This window comes from Photobacterium sp., assembly GCF_057456235.1.
Genome location: NZ_JBVCPH010000006.1, coordinates 200,514 through 222,436 on the forward strand (window position 1 = coordinate 200,514; position 21,923 = coordinate 222,436).

Genomic DNA, 21,923 nt, shown 5'->3' on the forward strand with positions numbered 1-21,923 from the left:
TTATGTTTTTAGGCTGATTTTAACTTTTAGACTGCTTTTACCGGAATTTGTTCAGCATTGTTCAGTTTTGCTTGTGTCCGTTTTGTGCGGTCAATCACATCACCGACCAATTGACCACAGGCTGCATCAATATCGTCACCCCGTGTCTTACGTACTGTGACGGTAAAATCGTATTCCATAAGGGTTTTCATGAAACGATCAATCCGGGAATTGCTCGGCTTGCGATAAGGAGACCCCGGATAAGGGTTAAATGGGATCAAGTTAATCTTCGCTGGTGTATCTTTCAGCAGTACTGCCAGCTGACGCGCATGCTCCATGTCGTCATTAACATGATCTAACAAAACATATTCGACGGTAACACGTCCGCGGTTCGCATTTGACTGTGAAACATAGTTACGAACCGACTCTAAAAATGTCGCGATATTGAACCGGTCATTGATTGGCATGATTTCAGAACGCAGCTCGTCGGTGGGTGCATGCAGCGAAATCGCCAGTGCAACATCGATGGTTCCTGTCATCTGGTCAAGGCCAGAAACAACACCCGATGTGGATACGGTGACACGGCGCTTAGACAGACCAAAACCAATATCATCCAGCATAATTTCCAGTGCCGGGATCAGGTTTTTCATGTTAAGCAATGGTTCGCCCATCCCCATCATAACGACGTTAGTGATCGGGCGGCGACCCGTCTCTTTTTCGATACCAATTTCTTTTGCGGCACGCCATACCTGGCCAATGATCTCAGACACACGTAAATTACGGTTAAAGCCTTGCTGTGCTGTTGAACAAAAAGTACAAGCCAGGGCGCAACCAACCTGAGAGGAGACACATAGCGTCGCACGGTCACCGTCAGGGATATATACCGTTTCGACATCTTGGTCGCCAACGCGCATCGCCCATTTAATGGTGCCATCAGTAGAGTGCTGCGCTTCAGAAACATACGGGGCGCGAATTTCAGCAACCTGCTTCAGCTTCTCGCGTAATTTCTTGTTGATGTTCGTCATTTGATCGAAATCATCACAACCGAATTGGTAGATCCACTTCATGATCTGATCGGCACGAAAGGCTTTTTCACCCAGCTCGTCAGCAAAGTATTTACGCAGCCCTTTGCGATCGAAATCCAGCAGATTGGTTTTGACTGTTGTCATCGGTTGTTGCCTCATTGTAAAACGACTGATTCTATGCCTTGGCAACCCACTGGCTGCATGTCACAGGACAATTCAAGGCGCGAAATTGTACAGCCTTTGCCCTTTAGTTTCCACTGTATCCCAAAACTACCTTAAGATGCAGGATATCGCCTCTATGGTTATTTTAGCAATGGATCATAACCCCGCAGGGAAACAGACCTGAAACGGTCAGACATAACAACGGGAAGCCGAAGCTTCCCGTTCGTAATTTGCTTTATATGGTATTCAAGCGCAATTAGTCGCGCGGACAGATTTCATCATCAGCAAAGAAATAGGCAATCTCTCGTTTAGCCGATTCAGGGCTATCTGAACCGTGCACTGAGTTATAGCGCATGCTTAACGCGAAATCTGCACGGATTGTCCCGCACGCGGCTTCTTCCGGATTGGTTTTTCCCATCAGTTCACGATAGCGATAAATCGCACCTTCACCTTCCAGCACCTGTACCATTACCGGGCCTGACGTCATGAACTCAACAAGTTCGTTAAAAAACGGCTTGCCTTCATGTTCTGCGTAAAAGCCTTGCGCTTTTTCCGCATCTAAGCGAACCATTTTCGCCGCAACAATATTCAATCCCGCATTTTCAAAACGCTGGTAGATTGCACCAATTAAGTTTCGCTTTACCGCATCGGGCTTTACGATCGAAAAAGTTCTTTCTATTGTCATTATTCTTCCTTTAAGTCTGTTCGGTATTGCCACAGTATGTCACAGCAAGCTTACCCAGCCTGCTCCGCCACGGTTATGACAACAACAATGCGGCGATATTGGCTACGCCCAATCCTGTAGCGCCTGCTGCCCAACGGCTATCTGCGCTGTCTCTAAAACAAGAGGCTAAATCAAAATGCACCCAACGGCTGGTTTCGCTGTCAACAAAACGGGACAGGAACGCCGCGGCATTTGATGCACCGCCCATACCGCCACCTTTCTGCGAGCGGCTGTTGGCTGTATCAGCATAGAACGACGGGCAATTTGCCTGGTGCCATTTCTCTAATGGCAGTGACCATGCCGGTTCATTCACCAAGTCTGATAACTGCTGGGCCTTCAGCAATAGCTGCTTATCAAAACCAAAAATGGCATTGTAATCTGTTCCCAGAGCCATCATTGCTGCACCCGTTAAGGTCGCCGCATCAATGATTAATGGGGTATTGGTTTCACTGGCTGCAATCAGTCCGTCGGCAAGTACCAGCCGCCCCTCGGCATCAGTATTAACCACTTCTACGGTCAAGCCGTTTTTATACGTTAACACATCACCTAGCTTGTAAGCGTTACCGGCGACCATGTTTTCTGCGCAACACAAGATCAACTTCACACGCTGATTCAAACCTTGCTCAATGGCATAACCGAGCGCTGCCGTTACTGTTGCCGCCCCTCCCATGTCACACTTCATGGTCACCATACCGGCACTTGACTTCAGACTGTAGCCGCCAGAATCAAAAGTGATGCCTTTCCCTACCAGACAAGCAGCAACCGGAGCATCGGCATCACCTGTCGGGTTATAGTCCAGCTTCACCATCACGGGTGGACGGCTGCTCGCACGACCCACACTGTGAGTACCGATCCAGCCATGATCAAGTAACTGATCACCCGTTAACATTGTGTGGCTAATTTTGCCTCCCGCAATAGCAGACAAGAAAGCAACAGCGTCATTGGCCAGCTTTTCCGGATACATATCTTCCGGTGTCGCGTTGACCACCTGACGCACCCAGTCAGCACTGCGGCGGCGAGCATTCAATAGCTCCAGTTCATCATCATCGATTGATGCCCACTTGAGCTCAACCGATGTCATGGTTGCCGCAAAACCACAGTAGAACGCCCACTGACGCTCATAGCTCCACCCTTCCCCCTCAAGGCTCGCTTTTTCGGCACCTTGTGATTGCAATTGGCGTGCAGCCTGTTGAATACGGCGCAACGGGAAGTCACCACTGTAATGAATCTCTGCGCCATCGTCTTTGTAACTCAGCAGTGCCTTTTCTCCCCAGACACCAGCGCTGGCTTCAGCTGATAATGTGATCCGTAACATGACAGCTCCCGTATTACGCTTCTGAAGACAGAATATTGGCTAGTGTACGCACACCCATCCCGGTTGCGCCCGCACCCCATTTGTCGCTGGCGCTCTTACGGTATGCTCCGCTGCAGTCGATGTGCATCCAACCCTTTTTATAGTCTTCAACGAAGTAAGATAAGAAAGCGGCCGCTGTACTGGCACCCGGCATAAAGTCACCGCTAGAAATATTGGCCAGATCAGCAAAGTTAGACGGCATCATGCTACGGTGGTGATCCGCTAGCGGTAGCGGCCATAGGCCTTCTTGCTCTTCACTTGCCGCCAGCAAGGCTTGCTGTGCCAGCTCATGATCAAAACTGAATAAGGCATGGTAATCATTACCCAGTGCATTTTTCGCTGCGCCAGTCAGGGTGGCACAGTCGATGATCACTTCCGGATTTTGCGAACTAGCGTAGATAAGACCGTCAGCCAAGACCAGGCGACCTTCAGCATCGGTATTGAGTATTTCAACAGTCTTACCATTTTTGTAAGTAATAATATCGCCCAGTTTAGCCGCACGACCTGAGATCATGTTCTCTGCACAGCACAGGATCAACTTAATACGCTTATTCGTACCACGCGAAATAGCCAGAGCCAGACCACCGGTTGCGGTTGCCGCGCCGCCCATATCGGCTTTCATTGCTATCATGCCAGCAGAGGGCTTCAAGCTGTAACCACCTGAATCAAAAGTGATACCTTTGCCTACCAGGCAAGTATGTACCGGAGCATCAGCATCACCTGTTGGATTGTAGTCAAGACGTAACATTGCGGCCGAACGCTCTGAACCACGGCCTACGGTATGCGTCCCCATCCAGCCTTCGTCCAGCAGATCGTTACCCTTAATAATTTTATACGTCACATGCTCAGGGGCCAGTGACTTGATAAACTCACCCGCGCGAGAAGCTAACTGAGATGGACGAACCACATCTGCTGACTGGTTAATCACTTCACGTACCCAGTGAGTGGCTGTAATACGCGCTTTCAGTTCCGCTTCATCTTCATCAGCTAACGCTTTCCAGGAAACTTGATTACCCGGCTTGGCATTATGGTGGCCTTGAACAAAGGCCCAAATTGCATCCAAATCCCACTCATCACCAACCAGTGATATGTGCTTGATCCCTTGCGCATCTAACTTACGACCAGCACGCTGTAGCGCACTATGCTGATATTCGTCCGTCAGGTGAATAGTAACGCCATCGGCAACAAAAGAGATAAGGGCATTTTTACCCCATTGCTCGGCTGCTGCTTCATGAGATAAGAATACAGACATACAGGCAGACATGAAAAACTCCTTGGGTTCTGATGCCAAACTGATCCGTTTGATGATCTCAGTTTGGTATGAATTTAGGTTTCAGCGTAGGTAATTCCAATCGGGATAAGACAGACATGGGATAGCGATTCCCCACCAAATCATTTTCCCCTTCAATCGCGAACTGAGAACACGTTCGCTCGACATCGCCGACCCGGTAACATCTAAGGAACATATGAGGAACATTCGTTGCTTCGCTGTTACTCGTCCTTCAACAAGTTATGGGGGTAACGGTTTGGAATTACAAGATAATAGCTGGCTGAAATACAACAAAGCGGACCATTAGGTCCGCTTTTATCTCTATTTCGTTCACTTTGCCCTTTTGCTCATCTATAAACAAGTTGTTTACATCAAGACTAAGAGCAAGATCATACTAGTCAGCTTCTTCCATCCAGCACAACTGCACAGCTTCTAATACACGCTCACCACTGTGGTTTGGATCATCATCGAAATCATCTAAATCGATGATCCATTGACGAAGATCGGTAAAGAGAACCGTTTGCGGGTCGATGTCAGGAAAACGTTCAGACAGTTCAATCGCTATTTCTCTAGAATCCGTCCATTTCAAGCCCATGATACTGCCTTCTTATTTAATATAACCGTCTTACGAGAAGTCTAGCCTGTCTGTTTGGAAATGCTTACTCAGACTAGTGTTTTTCTGACGCCAGATTAATCGTGTAACGTGGAATTTCAACCACCAGATCATTGTCTGCCACTTTAGCCTGACAACCCAGCCGAGACTCAGGCTCCAGACCCCATGCTTTATCGAGCATGTCATCTTCAAGCTCATCACTTTCTTCGAGAGAATCAAAACCTTCCCGAATAACAACGTGGCAGGTCGTGCACGCACAAGATTTCTCACAGGCGTGCTCAATACCGATACCGTTACGTAGCGCGACATCAAGTACCGTTTCACCGGTTTGGGCGTCTAAAACTGCACCCTCAGGGCAAAGTTCTTCGTGGGGTAATACAACAATTTTAGGCATGCCTAAACCTCATCAATCGATTGACCAGCCAGTGCCTGACGAATGGATTGATCCATTCGACGTGACGCAAATTCCTGGCTTGCTTTATCTGTTTTCTTTATACCTGCTTCAATTGCATGGGCATCAGTACCCTGACGCAATTGCACAAGCTCCATCATTACGGTTTCCAGATCTTCACGCTCTTGTTTCGATAGCAAGGTCTCACCATCGATAGCCAGCGCGGCGATCAGCCCCTCAAGGACGCGATCTGCTTCCACTTGCTGCTCGGCAAGTGTACGTGCATCTTTATCTTCCTGGGCATGAGTCATCGACTCACGGAGCATTGTTGCAATTTCATCATCGGTTAAGCCATAAGACGGTTTCACCTGGATCGATGACTGCACACCACTGCTCTTTTCCATCGCCGTTACCGACAACAGGCCATCCGCATCCACCTGGTAGGTGACACGGATATGCGCAGCACCTGCTGCCATTGCGGGAATCCCCTGCAAGGCGAATCGAGCCAATGAACGGCAATCACTCACCATTTCACGCTCACCTTGCACCACGTGAACAGACATCGCTGTCTGACCGTCTTTGAAAGTAGTGAACTCTTGTGCGCGAGCGACAGGAATCGTGGTGTTACGAGGAATAATTTTCTCGATCATTCCGCCCATGGTTTCAATGCCCAGAGACAACGGGATCACATCAAGTAATAACATGTCTGAATCTGGCTTGTTACCCGCTAAGATATCAGCCTGAATGGCAGCCCCAATCGCAACGACTTTATCCGGATCAATCGATGTCAGTGGTTCTTTTCCAAAGTAGCTTCCGACCATCTCACGTACCAACGGGACACGAGTCGAGCCTCCCACCATAACAGCTTCGATCACACCGTCGATCTCAATGCCGGAATCTTTAATGGCACGTCGGCATGACATCAGGGTTTTCTTCACTAACGGCTGGATCAGCGCATTAAACTGCTCCCGGCTCACGGAGCCCTGCCAGCCAAGCACATCGATCGGCGCTTCTTCGGCATCTGTCAGAGCCAGTTTTGCATCCGTGGCGGCATCTTGCAAAATACGTAGCTGCTGCGCGGTTAAATCATTGGAAAAACCCGCTTGTTGTTTGATCCAATCCGCGAGTAAGTGATCAAAGTCATCGCCTCCCAGTGCTGAATCACCGCCGGTCGCCAAGACCTCAAAGACCCCTTTAGACAGGCGCAGAATAGAAATATCGAACGTGCCGCCGCCTAAGTCATAAACCGCAATCACCCCTTCCTGACCTGAATCTAAGCCATAGGCAATCGCTGCCGCTGTCGGCTCGTTCAAAAGACGAAGTACATTCAAATTTGCCAGCTTAGCTGCATCTTTTGTGCCGGCACGCTGGGCGTCATCAAAATATGCAGGAACCGTGATCACCACGCCTTCCAGATCACCGCCTAAGGTCGCTTTCGCGCGCTCGCTCAGTGACTTCAGGATCTCGGCGGAGACTTGGATCGGGTTGACGTTTCCGCCTCGAGTCACAAGCTGCGGCAAACCATTCTCTGATGCTTCAAACTGATACGGAAGATGAGGATAACGCAGCTGGATATCCGCCATCGAGCGGCCGATCATGCGTTTTACTGAAAAGATAGTATTGACCGGATCTTGCTGAGCAAGCTCTCGTGCATCATGACCAACAAGCAGGGCTTCTTCACCGTAGTGAACAACTGAAGGCAGAATAGAACGGCCATGCTCATCGTTTAACGTTTCTGGAACGCCGCTGCGCACGGCAGCAACGAGAGAGTTTGTGGTACCCAAATCAATACCCACCGCCAATCGATGTTGATGCGGTGCAGCACTCTGACCGGGTTCAGCAATCTGTAACAGTGCCATTATCGTTCCTGTAGAGTTAGTGCGCGAGTGAGAATAGATTAATCGAGTAACGTCTCTTCAAGACGTTCAATTTCATAACGCAGCTTATCAATAAATTTCAGCTTACGCACGGCATCTGCCGCCAGTTGCCAATCTTCCTGATTTAGCCATTCTTCAAGCTCTGCAAGCCGAGATTGATACAGTGCTGAAATTTGCTTGTCAAAATCACATAGCGCATATTCAGGATCACTGGCAGACGGAATATCTTCGAGTGCTTCTCGCAGTTCCATCTGCTGCATTAAGAACTCAGGATCATGTAACGTCTTTTGCTCGCCACGAATATCGATGTCTTTCTCCGACAGCATATACTCTGCGCGTAATATCGGATTCTTTAGCGTTTGAAATGCATCGTTAATTTGCGCCGCTTTCTGAACCGACATCAGGCGATCGCGTTCTGACGCTGTGGCGAAATTGTCAGGATGGAAACGACGTTGCAGTTCCCGGAACTGAGTTGCAAGAAGGCTACCATCCAGTTCAAATTGGAAAGGTAGCCTAAATAATTTGAAATGATTCATATTGCATCTGGTATCTGTAGGTTCTAACCCTGGCCGCCACTTACTGCGTAGCGACCAGGTTCAGTGGAAACAACTTTAGCGACTATACGTTGAAGCTTTCACCACAACCACACTCACTTGATACGTTCGGGTTGTTGAATTGAAACCCTTCATTTAGCCCTTCTTTGGCAAAATCCAGTTCGGTACCGTCAAGATAAACAAGGCTTTTCGCATCAATCACGATTTTTACGCCCCGCTCTTCAAATACCTGATCCTCTTCATTCACTTCATCGACAAACTCGAGCACATAAGCCATTCCTGAACATCCTGAAGTACGGACCCCTAAGCGCAGGCCAAAGCCTTTGCCGCGGTTCTCAAGGAAACTAGCTACGCGACGTGCCGCCGCCTCAGTAATAGTAATGGCCATACAACAACCTCGGAAATTAATGTATTCAGCAGACTTTCGCTGCTGTTCCGCTCGCGGCTATTTCAGTCAAGAGCAAAGAAAATGGGGCACTTTATCAGAATAAAGTGGCATTTTCGATCTCGCAATTGAACGAAATAGCAATGCGGTAAAAGTTACTCTTGGTGTTTCTTTTTGTAATCACTGACTGCGGCTTTAATTGCATCTTCCGCAAGAATTGAGCAGTGAATTTTTACCGGTGGCAGCTCAAGTTCTTCAGCAATAGCCGAGTTTTTAATTGCTGCCGCTTCATCAAGGCTCTTACCCTTCACCCATTCGGTGATTAATGAGCTTGAAGCGATAGCTGAACCACAGCCGTACGTTTTAAACTTCGCATCTTCAATGATGCCGTCATCGGACACCTTGATTTGAAGTTTCATCACGTCGCCACAAGCAGGAGCACCTACCATGCCGCTACCGATGTTTTTGTCGTTTTTATCGAATGAGCCCACATTACGCGGGTTCTCATAATGCTCGATGACTTTTTCACTATATGCCATGATAATTTCCTCGACATGTCTATGTCACAAGTTTATGACCGCAAGATTAGTGGTGTGCCCACTCAACGGTGTTCAAATCAATGCCTTCCTGGTACATATCCCACAATGGAGACATTTCGCGTAGTTTCTCTACCGCTGTACGGATCTGGCCGATTGCATAGTCAACTTCTTCTTCTGTCGTAAAGCGACCGAAAGAGAAGCGAATCGAACTGTGTGCCAGCTCGTCATCAAGACCAAGTGCACGAAGTACGTAAGAAGGCTCCAGGCTTGCAGATGTACATGCAGAACCCGATGAAACAGCAAGATCTTTCAGTGCCATCAATAACGATTCACCCTCGACGAAGGCAAAACTGATATTCAGGTTACCGGCTACACGCTGTTCTAAGTCACCGTTAATATGAACGGCTTCCATGTCTTTAAGACCATCAAGCAGACGAGTGCGTAAGGCTAAAGTATGCTGACGATCTTGTTCCATCTCTTCTTTAGCAATACGACATGCTTCACCCATACCGACGATCTGGTGAGTTGCAAGGGTGCCGGAACGCATACCGCGCTCATGGCCACCACCATGCATTTGCGCTTCCAGACGAATACGTGGCTTACGACGTACGTATAGAGCACCAATACCTTTAGGACCGTAAATTTTGTGCGCAGACAGAGAGATAAGATCAACTTTCATCTCTTGCACGTCGATAGGTAATTTACCTACAGACTGAGCGGCATCGACGTGGAATATAATTTTGTTTTCACGACAGATTTCACCAATCGCGGTGATGTCCTGAATGACACCGATTTCGTTATTGACGTGCATGATTGACATCAAAATTGTATCTTCACGAATGGCATCACGCAGCTTCGCAAGATCAAGCAAACCGTTTGATTCAGGCTCCAGGTAAGTCACGTCAAAACCTTCACGTTCTAGCTGACGACATGGGTCGAGAACAGCTTTATGTTCAGTTTTACAAGTAATAATATGCTTACCCTTCTTGCCATAGAAGTGTGCTACACCCTTAATTGCCAGATTATCGGACTCAGTTGCGCCTGATGTAAAAACAATCTCACGCGGGTCGGCATTGAGCAAATCAGCAATATTTTCACGGGCTGTATCAACAGCTTCTTCTGCCTGCCAACCGTAGCGGTGAGAACGAGAAGCCGGGTTACCGAAGTTACCATCCATCGTCAAACATTGCATCATCTTCTCTGCAACGCGAGGATCTACTGGGCAAGTAGCGGAATAATCAAAATATATAGGCAGTTTCATTATCATCTCCGAAAACACGGACGTCTGGTCTCTAAGAGCGGACATCGACACCTATTGTGGCGCTGTCGTGTGTTTTTTTATGTCCAAATGACGTTTTTTGTAGAATCTGATCCTGGCGACCAGAAATTTCTTTTACGTCATTATCTGTCATCAACTCACCAAGAGTGATGTTGTTCAAAAAGCCACTGATGCGAGAGCTAAGATCATGCCACAGAGTATGTGTCAGACAGCGCGTACCGCCCTGGCAGCCACCTCTTCCATGGCATTTAGTAGCATCAACCGATTCATCAACAGCTGCGATAACCATACCTACTGCTATGTCATTCGCATCTTCGCCTAAGCGGTAACCACCACCCGGGCCACGAACACTAGCGACCAGACCGGCTTTACGCAGGCGTGAAAAAAGTTGTTCTAAGTAAGACAGTGAAATACCTTGGCGCTCAGAAATATCAGCTAAAGGTACTGGACCACCTTGAGAATGCAGGGCGACATCTAGCATCGCGGTTACCGCATATCTTCCTTTTGAAGTCAATCTCATAACACACCGCTACCCACTTATGTATATGGTGGCAGTGTTACATACCCGACTAAAATGGTCAAGTATTTACCTGACTATTTTAGTCAGGCTTTTAACCTTGTCTCTAATAAGGCTATTTTTCGTCTTTTGGTAAGATTCTTTCGACGGAAGTAAGTATGCCTCGCAAAATATTTAGCTCCTGCTGCTCGGGACGAGCGCGAGTAAATAAACGGCGGAGTTTGGCCATGACCATGCCAGGGTGTTTCTTATTTATGAAATTGGTTCCTGAAATGACTTTTTCAAGGTGTTCGTAGAACAATTCCAGCTCTTTTGCACGAGGATACTCTTCAACCGTCGTTTCACCAGCGGATTTTTGCTGCTCAAGGTAAGCCATTCGGATTTCATAGCTGACGGTTTGGACGGCCATCGCCAGGTTTAAAGAGCTATATTCAGGGTTAGCCGGTATGTAGACATGGCAGTGACATTTTTGTAATTCATCATTTGTCAGGCCTGTACGCTCGCGACCAAACAGAATCGCAACCGGATGAGACGCCACTTCATTAATTGATCTAATCCCACATTCACGTGGGTCAAGCTGTGGCCATTCCAGAGTTCGAGAACGGGCGCTTGAACCAATCACTAAACCACAATCAGCAACTGCTTCATCTAACGTCTTAACAATCTTCGCATTGGCAACAATATCTGCTGCACCCGCCGCCAAAGCAATGGATTTTTCGTCAATCTCACAAGCGGGGTCAACCAGAACAAGATTCGTTAAGCCCATCACCTTCATGGCTCGGGCTGCCGAACCAATGTTTCCCGGATGGGAGGTACCAATTAAAACAACGCTGATTTTATCTAACATGGCGTAGCATCTTTCCGACTATATTTAAAAGCGTGGAGATTTTAGCACAGCCTCTAAAAAAGTGGGGAAAACATGCAAAACTAACCCGTGTTTTTGTGAAACTTTTGACACAAGGTGAGCTCGACCAAAAAATAACCACTTCCCTTTTCCGTAAGCTCTGTTATACTCGCCGCCGCTTTTTAGTTCTTTAACATCCGTTGGGAAGATCCTATGCATCCGATGCTTAATATCGCCATTCGCGCTGCGCGAAAGGCTGGTGACCATGTCATTAAATCGTTAGAAAAACCTCAAGGCATTGAAGTTGCCAATAAAGGTAATGATGTTGTTACCAACATCGATCATGAAGCTGAAGCTATCATTATCGCCTCAATTCTTAAGTCTTACCCTGACCACTGCATCATTGCAGCAGAGTCTGGTACTAAAGAAGGCCGTGACAAAGAGTGTCAATGGATCATCGACCCACTGGATGGCACCAAAAACTTCGTTCGCGGTTATCCTCACTATGCTATTTCAATTGCACTGCGCATGCGCGGCCGTACTGAAATTTCTGTAGTCTACGACCCGTCTCGTAACGAACTCTTCACTGCTACTCGTGGTTCAGGCGCTCAGCTTAACAGCCAACGCATCCGAGTTTCTCAGCCACGCGATCTAACGGGTACAGTTATAGCAACAAGCCTGCCTTTCGCCGCTAAGCAATTCTCTGAAAGCTACTTCAAGATTCAAAATGCAATGTTCGTTGAATGTGACGACATGCGTCAGTCTGGTTGTACAGCACTTGATCTTTGCTACCTGGCAGCCGGCCGTGTTGACGGCGTATTCAAACTAGGCCAGAAGGCTTGGGAATTAGCTGCCGGTGAGCTTATTGCACGTGAAGCGGGTGCTATCTGTACTGACTTTACTGGAAACACTAACTACCTGACATCTGGCAATATCGTTGCTGGTAATGCTCGCGTCGTTAAGCCAATGCTGGCTAAAATCCGTGAACACGGTAGCGAAGCATTAGCTAAGTAATCGCTCATAACGATTCAAACATTTGAAAGCCCCGGCAGCAATGCCGGGGCTTTTTGTGTTTAAGGTCATAGGTATCTAGGGACGAGTGGCGAGTGGCGAGTGGCGAGAAAAAGGGTCTAAAAACGAATAATACTATCAAGTTATTGCTGCTACCTTCCCAAAACAGAAACCCTGCTCTTTCGAGAATCTCGTAACTCGTATCTTTTCCATCGAACCATAGATCCGCGTTTTCTGCTGTTTCCATAAGGTATAGAACAAAAAAACGGAGCCTTTCGGCTCCGTTTTTATTCAGCTCAATCTGGCAAGTCTCGTATCTCGACACCCGCTTCTCGAAACCGAATTAAGGCATCGCATCAAACTCCTCGCCTTCTTTCTCAACTTGCGGCGGCATCAGGTGTTCACGAGTGATACCCAATTTCAGAGCCACTGCCGAAGCAACATAGATCGACGAGTAAGTACCGACCGTAATACCGATAAGCAACGCCGCGGCAAAACCGTGGATCATGGTGCCGCCTTTCATAAACAGCGCAATAACCACAAATAAAGTCGTCGCTGATGTGATCAAGGTACGACTCAATGTTTGGGTGATTGAGCTGTTCATAATGTCAGCGGGCTCACCTTTACGCATCTTACGGAAGTTCTCACGAATACGGTCGAAAACAACAATCGTATCGTTGAGCGAGTAGCCGACAACGGTTAGCAAGGCTGCAACAATCGTCAGGTCGATTTCAATCTGAGTGAAAGAAAAGATACCGATGGTAATGATCACGTCGTGAGCCAGTGCCAATACCGCACCAGCAGCCAGACGCCATTCAAAACGCATCGAAACATAAAGCAGAATACAGATCAGCGCAGCCAGAATCGCCAGCCCCCCCGCTTCTGCCAGTTCATCACCCACATTAGGCCCAACAAACTCGATACGGCGCATTTCAACGTTCTGGCCAGTGCCCACTTTCAAAGCATCGATGATCTGGTTGCCCAGCTTCTCACCTTTGGCATCTTCTCGCGGTTGCAAACGGACGATCACATCACGTGCAGTACCAAAGTTCTGCACGATAGCATCGCCAAAGCCTGCACCTTCCAGCGACTCACGGATACGTGATAAATCTACCGGCTGCTCAAAGCCCACTTCAATCAGGGTACCGCCGGTAAAATCCAGCCCCCAGTTAAGCTTTTGAGTCGCAACGGTGCCAATTGCCCCCACAATCATTAAGATCGAAAAAACAAAAGCCACTTTCGACCAGCGCATAAAGTCGATCGCGTTACCCGCTTTCAATATTTGAAACATGTCAGCGTCTCCTTAGATCGACAGCTTATCTACGCGCTTACCGCCATAGATAAAGTTAACGACAGCACGGGTACCCACAATCGCAGTAAACATAGAAGTCAGAATACCGATTGAAAGAGTAACAGCGAAGCCTTTAATTGCACCTGTACCTACCGCAAACAGAATAATTGCAGTAATTAAGGTCGTGATATTAGCATCGGCAATCGTACTGAACGCATTTGCGTAACCTTGCTGAATCGCATGCTGAGGGCTTCGGCCCTCTTGTAGCTCTTCACGGATACGCTCAAAGATCAGTACGTTAGCATCAACGGCCATACCGACAGTCAATACGATACCGGCAATACCCGGCAGGGTCATGGTTGCCCCCGGGATCATCGACATCACACCGATAATCAGTACCAGGTTCATCGCCAGTGCCATATTGGCAATCAGACCAAACTTACGGTAGTACACTAGGGTAAACAGCATTACTGCAATCATGCCCCAGATACATGCCTGAATACCCATATCGATATTCTGCTGGCCCATAGACGGGCCAATGGTACGCTCTTCGACAATAGAGATTGGCGCAATCAATGCACCGGCACGCAGTAACAACGCCAGGTTATGTGCTTCAGCCTGTGAATCAATACCGGTAATACGGAAGTTACGGCCCAGTGCCGTCTGGATAGTAGCCTGGTTGATCACTTCTTCGTGCTTCTGAAGAATAACCTTGCCATCCGGATTACGTTTACCGCTGTCTTTATACTCGGTAAACACCGTTGCCATCAGCTTACCCACGTTGTTACGTGAGAATGCTGTCATCTTGCTACCACCTTCGCTATCTAGCGAGATGTTAACCTGAGGACGACCATATTCATCAGCACTTGAGCTGGCATCAGTGATGTGAGAACCCGCAAGAATAATGCGTTTCTTCAGTACTGCCGGACGCTTGTCACGGGTGTACTTCACTTCACTTCCAGCCGGCACACGACCAGCAGCGGCAGCCGCAAGATCTGCGGTACTGTCCACTTCCCGGAACTCAAGGGTTGCTGTCGCACCAAGAATCTCTTTGGCACGAGCAGTATCCTGAACACCAGGCAGTTCAACAACAATACGGTTTGCACCCTGACGCTGTACCAGAGGCTCGGCAACGCCTAACTCATTAACACGATTACGAAGAATAGTAATATTCTGATCGACGGCGTAGTTACGGACCTCTTTCAAACGCTCTTCAGTAAATACCGCCGTCAGTACAAAACGGCCATTGCGGTCACTGTCAGTGAACAGCATATCCGGATGCAGTTTAGCCAGCGCAACTTTCGCTTCATCCAACTGCTCTGCATTTCGCAGACGCACCTCTACCGATGAATCAGTTTTGCTGATGGCGCGATAGCGCACTTTGGCTTCACGCAGTTCGGTACGGAAAGTCTCTTCTTGTTGACCAAGCAATTTTTCCATCGCCGCGTCCATATCCACTTCCATCAGGAAGTGCACACCGCCGCGCAGATCAAGGCCCAGCTTCATTGGCGTCGCACCAATGGATTCAAGCCAGTCAGGTGTTGATGCAGCCAGGTTCAGCGCAACAACATAACCTTCGCCAAGTTGATCATTAAGAATATCGCGAGCACTGATTTGAGTATCAGTATCGTGAAAGCGAACCAGTACAGTACCGTTTTCGAAAGCGACAGATTTATAGGAGATTTGGCTTTTTTCTAAATCTTCGGTGACAGTATCCAATGCAGACATATCAACCGAGGCGCCACGCGCCCCGGTGATTTGAATCGCTGGATCTTCACCGTAAACATTGGGAAGTGCATAAAGCAAACCGATAAGCAGTGCAAACACCACCATCAGATTCTTCCACAAGGGATAACGGTTTAACACTGCTGTGATCCTTCAAAGCGAATAAACTATAGAGATTTCATTGTGCCTTTTGGCAGAACTGCTGTAACAAAATCTTTCTTGATTGTCACTTCAGTGCTGTCATTCAGGGCAATAACAATGTAATCGCTCTCTTCAGAAACTTTAGTGATTTTACCAAGCAAACCACCACTGGTTAGTACTTCATCGCCTTTGCCCATAGCAGACATCAGGCTCTTGTGTTCTTTAACACGCTTCGCCTGTGGACGATAAATCATAAAATAGAAAATAACTGCGAAAAGACCCAGCATGATGAATAGCTGCATGCTGCCACCCTGTGGAGCACCTTCAGCTGCGGCGTGTGCCTGAGAAATGAAAAGACTCATTTAGTAACGTCCTCGTTGATTGTTAAGCGTTTTTTAATGGTGGAACTTCACGGTCACGACGCGCGTAGAATTCTTCTACAAACGCATCGAAACGATCTTCTTCAATCGCATTACGAATACTGGCCATCAAACGCTGGTAGTAACGCAAGTTGTGGATTGTGTTAAGGCGCGATCCCAGGATTTCGTTACACTTATCCAGATGATACAGATATGCCTTTGAATAATTACGACAAGTGTAACAGTCACAATGTGGGTCCAGAGGGGTTGTATCCGTTTTATGTTTCGCATTACGGATCTTGATCACACCACCGGTCACAAAAAGGTGTCCATTACGGGCATTTCGGGTCGGCATTACGCAGTCGAACATGTCGATACCACGGCGTACACCTTCCACAAGGTCTTCCGGTTTGCCAACCCCCATTAGGTAGCGAGGCTTATCTTCAGGCAGTTTAGGGCAGGTATGCTCTAAGATACGATGCATATCTTCTTTTGGCTCGCCAACCGCCAGACCGCCAACGGCATAACCGTCAAAACCAATGTTCGTCAGGCCTTCAACAGAAACGTCGCGTAAGTCTTCATATACACTACCTTGGACGATGCCAAATAGCGCATTTTTATTTTCTTGCTTGTCGAAATGGTTACGGCTTCGCTGTGCCCAGCGCAGTGACATTTCCATTGACTGCTTCGCTTCGTCATGTGTCGCGGGATACGGTGTACATTCGTCAAAGATCATAACAATGTCAGAACCCAGGTCGTACTGAATTTCCATCGACTTCTCAGCGTCCATGAAAATCTTGTCACCGTTTACCGGGTTACGGAAATGTACACCTTCTTCGGTGATCTTACGAATATCACCAAGGCTAAACACCTGAAAGCCGCCTGAATCAGTCAGGATAGGACCTTTCCACTGCATAAAGTCGTGCAGATCACCATGCATTTTCATGACTTCCTGACCAGGGCGAAGCCACAGGTGGAAAGTATTACCGAGAATGATCTGCGCACCGGTCTCTAGCACTTCTTCCGGCGTCATGCCCTTAACCGTACCGTAAGTACCCACAGGCATAAATGCCGGCGTTTCAACCGTACCACGTTCAAACTGCAGGCGACCGCGACGTGCGCGTCCCTGAGTTTTATCTAATTCAAATTTCACTCAACCTCCAAAAGCCAGAGAAACAATCTGACATCAATTCCCACTAAAGGACTTAAGCACAACAGGTCATTCGCCTGGTGTACGTATTACATTTGTCGCCACGCCATAAAGCCTGGCGGAAGAAAATTTAAGAGTCATGGCAAATCTGCCATCGCTCTTTTGTCGATGCTATAAACCGACAAAGGCTGCGATTTTAACAAAAGCAGCCTTAAGAGACACTGAATTAACACCCTAAGTTCAATTATTTGTTTTTTCGAGTGATGAACATCGAGTCGCCATAACTGAAGAAGCGGTATTTATTTTCAACCGCCTGATGGTAAGCATTCATGGTATGTTCATAGCCTGCAAATGCACTTACCAGCATAATAAGTGTTGATTCGGGCAGGTGAAAATTCGTTACCAAAACATCCACTAGCTGGAATTCATAGCCGGGGAAAATAAAAATATCGGTATCGCCGAAAAATGGCTTCAGCTCAGTTCCCTTTTTCAGCGCATCCTGAGCGGCACTTTCAAGTGAACGGACGGAAGTCGTTCCCACCGCTACGACACGGCCGCCGTTGGCTTTGGTTGCATTGATCGCATCAACGACCTCTTGCGGTACTTCGACGTATTCGGCATGCATGTGGTGATCGTCAATATTATCAACGCGTACAGGCTGGAACGTTCCGGCCCCGACATGCAGTGTTACAAAAGCGAAATTAACCCCTTTCGCTCTGAGCGCATCCATCAAGGTATCATCAAAGTGCAGCCCCGCGGTCGGAGCAGCAACAGCCCCGGGCTTGGCATTATAAACCGTTTGATAACGCTCTTTATCGGCATCTTCGTCTGGACGGTCAATATAAGGCGGTAGCGGCATATGCCCGACATCTTCCAGAATTTCCAACACTGTTTTATCGCTATTAAAACGAATTTCAAACAGCGCATCATGGCGTGCTACCATTTCTGCCCGATATTCGTCATTTTCACCCAGCAGCAACTCATTGCCCGGTTTTGGCGATTTTGATGCACGTACATGCGCCAGGATGCTCTTGTCATCTAACATCCGTTCAACAAGGACTTCCAATTTTCCGCCAGAGGCTTTACGGCCAAATATCCGGGCAGGGATCACACGGGTATTATTAAAGACCAGCAAATCACCAGGCTGAACCAGATCAAGCACATCTTTAAAGCCTTTGTGCTGGATCTCACCTGTATCGCCAGTGAGTTGCAGAAGGCGACTCGCTGTCCGCTCAGGTTGTGGATAACGAGCAATAAGCTCATCAGGAAGGTCAAAATGAAAATCAGAAACTTGCATCGTTATATGCCTCAAATTACAGCAGGCAGGTAGTATAGGCTGCCTTACTGCAATTTCAAGGAAAGATGGGATTTGCAGGCTAATTTGCGGATATTATCTGTTTATTCTCGCCCCCGTGAAACTCGCCGCCAATAGACCACCAACATCAGTAATAGCAAACTTATCATTCCGACACTGCCGCCGCTGTCTGATTTTACGACTGGCACCCTACCGGCATTACGATAATCCGACAGAAACGGGTTAATACTAAAGTCCCTTTCGGGTAATGTGCCAATCGTGCTCCCCGTTTCATCTTCAATCCAGGGAATATAATACGCCACCTCGGTATACACTCCGGGCAGATCGCTCGCACAGCCTTCGCCGAAGCTGACCAGACCGATTAACCGTAAACCAAAATCACGGTCACCGGCTGCCTGCGGATCTTGCCAAACCAAGGGGCCGCCCGAGTCACCAAAACAACTATCCCGACCTAACAGAGGTGAGGGTGAACTCGCGCATACATAAATGCTGTAATCACTTACAGTGATATTTGACTTCCACATAACGTCGCAGGTGGGATCAGGTACGCCGGATAGCAGCGTCTGCATTAACAACGTTGACGATGTGCCACTACCATCGGTACTTCCCCAACCAGAGACCAGTAAATTAGCAGGTCGGTCACTGTTTGCTACCCAACCATTCTCAAATTCATTATCCGCTCGCTTCTGGGTTTCCGTATTGGCAACCTGAATCGGTATCGCACCGGCTGACGCCGGTTCCGACAGCACTAATAGCGCAATATCATTCCTAAAACTGATCGGATCAAAATCAGGATGCCGGACTCTTTTGTCCACCGCAATTGCGTTGGTGCTACTGGCACTGAAAACACTGGTAATACCTGCCCATACCTGGATATTTTCAGTTGACACGAGCGCTGAACCATTTTGTATACAGTGCGCTGCAGTTAGCACGACCTTAGGGGTAATCAAGACACCACCACAAATGAATGTCTGCCCCCCCGCAGAGCCAGGAAAAGTCAAGTTAATGTAAACCTGCCAGGGAATTTCATTGGTGGATGATTCAATTCCTCCAATTATTTTAGGGGTCACCGTCTGCTCAGCAGCAAACACTTGAATCGCGAACAGCGTATTCCAATACAACAGGAAGCCTAGCAACAACTTAGCCATGGAATAATACCCATTGGGGATACCGTTCATTGATTATATGACACAAATCACTTTTTAACCGTCAAATAACACAGCCCCTACCAAATGGTAACTTTGCGTTTTTTTGACTATGGTCATAGGTAGTTACGTCAATATTCGCTACATTCAGAGAGGACAAGGAAAGAATAATTTTTGTCTTATTGCAGCTGGAGGTTTGTATGTTTACTGTCTCAGATATGATGACTCCTCATCCTCATACGCTTAGTCCCTCTCATACCCTGGCCGATGCCAAAAAAATGATGGCAGAGCAAGGGATACGACATATCCCCATCACCAATGATGAAAACCAGCTGGTCGGTTTAGTGACTCAGCGGGATGTATTAGCCGCTCAGGAATCAAGTTTAGAGCATTTTAGCAAAGCCAACGCGATCTCCACCTTGGATGTCTCGCTGGATCAATGTATGAACCGGACATTGCTCAGCGTCAATTCTCATGCAGGCTTAAAAGAAGCGGCCACCTATATGCAAAAGCATAAAATTGGTTGTTTACCTGTTACTCATCAGAAGAAACTGGTGGGGATCATTACCGATTCCGATTTCGTGTCTATTGCAATTAACCTGCTAGAAATTCAGGAAGAAATTGAACCGCTGAATGAAGACGAAGCCTAATTGGTTTTAGTTTTGTTATAAATCGCGAATTTCCTAACTCACGGGCATCTTGCTGCCGCTAAACAGCAACGCAAACGCCAGTTGTCATATATCTAACCAGCTCAACATACAGCGAAAGCCCTGAATCTCGTCTCTTGAGCTGAGTTGGAGATAACCCCCATAAAAAAGGGGGAGCAACGAGTGCTCCCTGACTTACCAAAAACGATAACAACGATTTGCTAGGATAGATTGTACAAAACCAGTCTGGTTAGAATTGATCTTCTTCCGTTGAGCCGGTCAGTGCGGTGACTGACGACTGGCCGCCCTGGATGGTATTGGTCATTTTATCGAAATACCCCGTGCCCACTTCCTGCTGGTGTGCAACGAAGGTATAACCACGCTCAGCAGCGGCAAACTCCGGACGCTGTACCTTTTCAACATAGTGCCGCATGCCTTCACCCTGCGCATAAGCATGCGCCAGCTCAAACATGTTGAACCACATGTTATGAATACCTGCCAGTGTTATAAACTGATACTTGTAGCCCATGTCTGACAGCTCTTGCTGGAACTTAGTGATCGTTTCAGCATCAAGATTTTTCTCCCAGTTAAAAGACGGCGAGCAGTTGTATGCCAGTAACTGATCCGGATACTGAGCATGAATGGCTTCGGCAAACTTACGCGCCTCTTCCAGACAAGGTTTTGCGGTTTCGCACCAGATAAGATCAGCATATGGTGCGTAAGCCAAGCCACGAGAAATAGCCTGATCTATGCCCGCACGTACACGGTAGAACCCTTCCGCGGTACGTTCGCCAACAATAAAGTCGTTATCATATGAATCACAATCTGACGTTAACAAATCAGCCGCGTTAGCATCAGTACGGGCAATAACAAGTGTCGTGGTACCTGCCACGTCAGCGGCTAGGCGTGCTGCAACTAACTTTTGCACCGCTTCCTGGGTCGGTACCAGTACCTTGCCCCCCATATGACCACATTTTTTCACTGAAGCAAGCTGATCTTCAAAGTGTACCCCTGCCGCTCCGGCATCAATCATATTACGCATCAATTCATAGGCGTTCAGCACCCCGCCAAAACCGGCTTCGGCATCTGCGACAATCGGCAAGAAATAATCAATACCTTCTTCCGGGCTGCCGCCATTTGCCCACTGGATTTGATCGGCACGACGGAATGCATTGTTAATACGGGTTACGACGGCAGGTACGGAATCAACCGGATACAATGATTGATCAGGGTACATAGTCGATGCGGTATTATTATCAGCAGCAACTTGCCAGCCTGATAAATAAATCGCTTCAATGCCCGCTTTTGCCTGCTGAACCGCCTGACCACCGGTTAGCGCCCCCAGACAGTTAACATATCCCTTTTTCGCCGAGCCATTGACCAGATCCCACAGCTTATCTGCACCGCGCTGGGCAATCGTATTAGCCGGGGCAAATGAACCACGTAGATTTATCACTTCCTCTGCGGTGTAAGTACGCTTTACGTGCTTCCAACGTGGATTTTCAGCCCAGTCTTTTTCAATAGCTTCAATTTGCTGCTGGCGAGTCAATGTCATAATGATGTCCCTCGTTTCATTTGGCGATAATCAACTTAACGCAATCGTTAATGTTTATTTTCTTTGGCAAT

General features: G+C 47.7%; 22 protein-coding genes. 2 read left to right on the top strand and 20 right to left on the bottom strand.

What is annotated here, in order from left to right:
• Positions 1-26: 26 nt before the first annotated feature.
• From rlmN to trmJ, 13 genes are all read right to left on the bottom strand, one after another.
• Positions 27-1,148 carry a dual-specificity RNA methyltransferase RlmN gene (gene rlmN / locus AC2204_RS09185; protein ID WP_318925211.1) on the bottom strand — a complete coding sequence of 374 codons (1,122 nt, stop codon included), beginning with the start codon at positions 1,146-1,148 and terminating at the stop codon, positions 27-29.
• A 274-nt stretch (positions 1,149-1,422) separates the two neighbouring features.
• The gene (gene ndk / locus AC2204_RS09190; RefSeq protein ID WP_318925212.1) at positions 1,423-1,851 is read right to left on the bottom strand and encodes a nucleoside-diphosphate kinase; all 429 of its coding nucleotides are present in this window, start codon (positions 1,849-1,851) and stop codon (positions 1,423-1,425) included.
• A 73-nt stretch (positions 1,852-1,924) separates the two neighbouring features.
• Positions 1,925-3,205, bottom strand: a complete 1,281-nt coding sequence (pepB, locus tag AC2204_RS09195) for an aminopeptidase PepB (RefSeq protein WP_318925213.1) — start codon at positions 3,203-3,205, stop codon at positions 1,925-1,927.
• A 13-nt stretch (positions 3,206-3,218) separates the two neighbouring features.
• Positions 3,219-4,508: an aminopeptidase PepB gene (pepB, locus tag AC2204_RS09200; RefSeq protein WP_318925214.1), complete on the bottom strand. Its 1,290-nt coding sequence runs from the start codon at positions 4,506-4,508 to the stop codon at positions 3,219-3,221.
• A gap of 400 nt (positions 4,509-4,908) precedes the next feature.
• Positions 4,909-5,103, bottom strand: a complete 195-nt coding sequence (gene iscX, locus AC2204_RS09205; RefSeq protein ID WP_318925258.1) for a Fe-S cluster assembly protein IscX — start codon at positions 5,101-5,103, stop codon at positions 4,909-4,911.
• Positions 5,104-5,182: 79 nt separating this feature from the next.
• The gene (gene fdx / locus AC2204_RS09210) at positions 5,183-5,521 is read right to left on the bottom strand and encodes an ISC system 2Fe-2S type ferredoxin (protein ID WP_318925215.1); all 339 of its coding nucleotides are present in this window, start codon (positions 5,519-5,521) and stop codon (positions 5,183-5,185) included.
• Between the two features lie 2 nt (positions 5,522-5,523).
• Positions 5,524-7,377: a Fe-S protein assembly chaperone HscA gene (gene hscA / locus AC2204_RS09215; RefSeq protein WP_318925216.1), complete on the bottom strand. Its 1,854-nt coding sequence runs from the start codon at positions 7,375-7,377 to the stop codon at positions 5,524-5,526.
• 38 nt (positions 7,378-7,415) lie between these two features.
• Positions 7,416-7,931, bottom strand: coding sequence for a co-chaperone HscB (gene hscB, locus AC2204_RS09220; protein WP_318925217.1), 516 nt, complete (start codon positions 7,929-7,931; stop codon positions 7,416-7,418).
• Positions 7,932-8,013: 82 nt separating this feature from the next.
• Positions 8,014-8,337, bottom strand: coding sequence for an iron-sulfur cluster assembly protein IscA (gene iscA, locus AC2204_RS09225; RefSeq protein ID WP_318925218.1), 324 nt, complete (start codon positions 8,335-8,337; stop codon positions 8,014-8,016).
• 152 nt (positions 8,338-8,489) lie between these two features.
• Positions 8,490-8,873, bottom strand: a complete 384-nt coding sequence (gene iscU / locus AC2204_RS09230; RefSeq protein ID WP_318925219.1) for a Fe-S cluster assembly scaffold IscU — start codon at positions 8,871-8,873, stop codon at positions 8,490-8,492.
• A gap of 46 nt (positions 8,874-8,919) precedes the next feature.
• Positions 8,920-10,134, bottom strand: coding sequence for an IscS subfamily cysteine desulfurase (locus tag AC2204_RS09235; protein ID WP_318925220.1), 1,215 nt, complete (start codon positions 10,132-10,134; stop codon positions 8,920-8,922).
• A gap of 31 nt (positions 10,135-10,165) precedes the next feature.
• Positions 10,166-10,672: a Fe-S cluster assembly transcriptional regulator IscR gene (iscR, locus tag AC2204_RS09240; RefSeq protein ID WP_318925221.1), complete on the bottom strand. Its 507-nt coding sequence runs from the start codon at positions 10,670-10,672 to the stop codon at positions 10,166-10,168.
• 112 nt (positions 10,673-10,784) lie between these two features.
• Positions 10,785-11,516: a tRNA (cytosine(32)/uridine(32)-2'-O)-methyltransferase TrmJ gene (gene trmJ / locus AC2204_RS09245; RefSeq protein WP_318925222.1), complete on the bottom strand. Its 732-nt coding sequence runs from the start codon at positions 11,514-11,516 to the stop codon at positions 10,785-10,787.
• A 210-nt stretch (positions 11,517-11,726) separates the two neighbouring features.
• On the opposite strand from trmJ, the gene suhB reads away from it, so the two are divergent.
• Entirely contained in the window at positions 11,727-12,527 is an 801-nt protein-coding gene (gene suhB / locus AC2204_RS09250) for an inositol-1-monophosphatase (protein WP_318925223.1), read from the top strand.
• Between the two features lie 340 nt (positions 12,528-12,867).
• Here suhB and secF read toward each other — a convergent pair whose 3' ends face one another.
• From secF to AC2204_RS09280, 6 genes are all read right to left on the bottom strand, one after another.
• A complete protein-coding gene (gene secF / locus AC2204_RS09255; RefSeq protein WP_318925224.1) occupies positions 12,868-13,815 on the bottom strand; it encodes a protein translocase subunit SecF in 948 nt (315 codons plus the stop codon).
• Positions 13,816-13,827: 12 nt separating this feature from the next.
• Positions 13,828-15,681 (bottom strand): protein translocase subunit SecD, encoded by a 1,854-nt coding sequence (gene secD, locus AC2204_RS09260; protein ID WP_318925225.1) that lies wholly within the window; start codon positions 15,679-15,681, stop codon positions 13,828-13,830.
• Between the two features lie 26 nt (positions 15,682-15,707).
• Positions 15,708-16,043: a preprotein translocase subunit YajC gene (gene yajC / locus AC2204_RS09265; protein ID WP_318925226.1), complete on the bottom strand. Its 336-nt coding sequence runs from the start codon at positions 16,041-16,043 to the stop codon at positions 15,708-15,710.
• Between the two features lie 22 nt (positions 16,044-16,065).
• On the bottom strand, positions 16,066-17,193 hold the full coding sequence (gene tgt, locus AC2204_RS09270) for a tRNA guanosine(34) transglycosylase Tgt (RefSeq protein WP_318925227.1): 1,128 nt from the start codon (positions 17,191-17,193) through the stop codon (positions 16,066-16,068).
• Between the two features lie 241 nt (positions 17,194-17,434).
• Positions 17,435-18,487: a tRNA preQ1(34) S-adenosylmethionine ribosyltransferase-isomerase QueA gene (queA, locus tag AC2204_RS09275; RefSeq protein ID WP_318925228.1), complete on the bottom strand. Its 1,053-nt coding sequence runs from the start codon at positions 18,485-18,487 to the stop codon at positions 17,435-17,437.
• A 101-nt stretch (positions 18,488-18,588) separates the two neighbouring features.
• Positions 18,589-19,653, bottom strand: coding sequence for a serine protease (locus AC2204_RS09280; RefSeq protein ID WP_318925229.1), 1,065 nt, complete (start codon positions 19,651-19,653; stop codon positions 18,589-18,591).
• A gap of 197 nt (positions 19,654-19,850) precedes the next feature.
• Here AC2204_RS09280 and AC2204_RS09285 point away from each other — a divergent pair, with 197 nt between their 5' ends.
• A complete protein-coding gene (locus tag AC2204_RS09285) occupies positions 19,851-20,300 on the top strand; it encodes a CBS domain-containing protein (RefSeq protein WP_318925230.1) in 450 nt (149 codons plus the stop codon).
• 247 nt (positions 20,301-20,547) lie between these two features.
• Here the strand turns inward: AC2204_RS09285 and aceA are convergent, their stop codons facing one another.
• Positions 20,548-21,852 carry an isocitrate lyase gene (aceA, locus tag AC2204_RS09290; RefSeq protein ID WP_107285331.1) on the bottom strand — a complete coding sequence of 435 codons (1,305 nt, stop codon included), beginning with the start codon at positions 21,850-21,852 and terminating at the stop codon, positions 20,548-20,550.
• Positions 21,853-21,923: the final 71 nt, after the last annotated feature.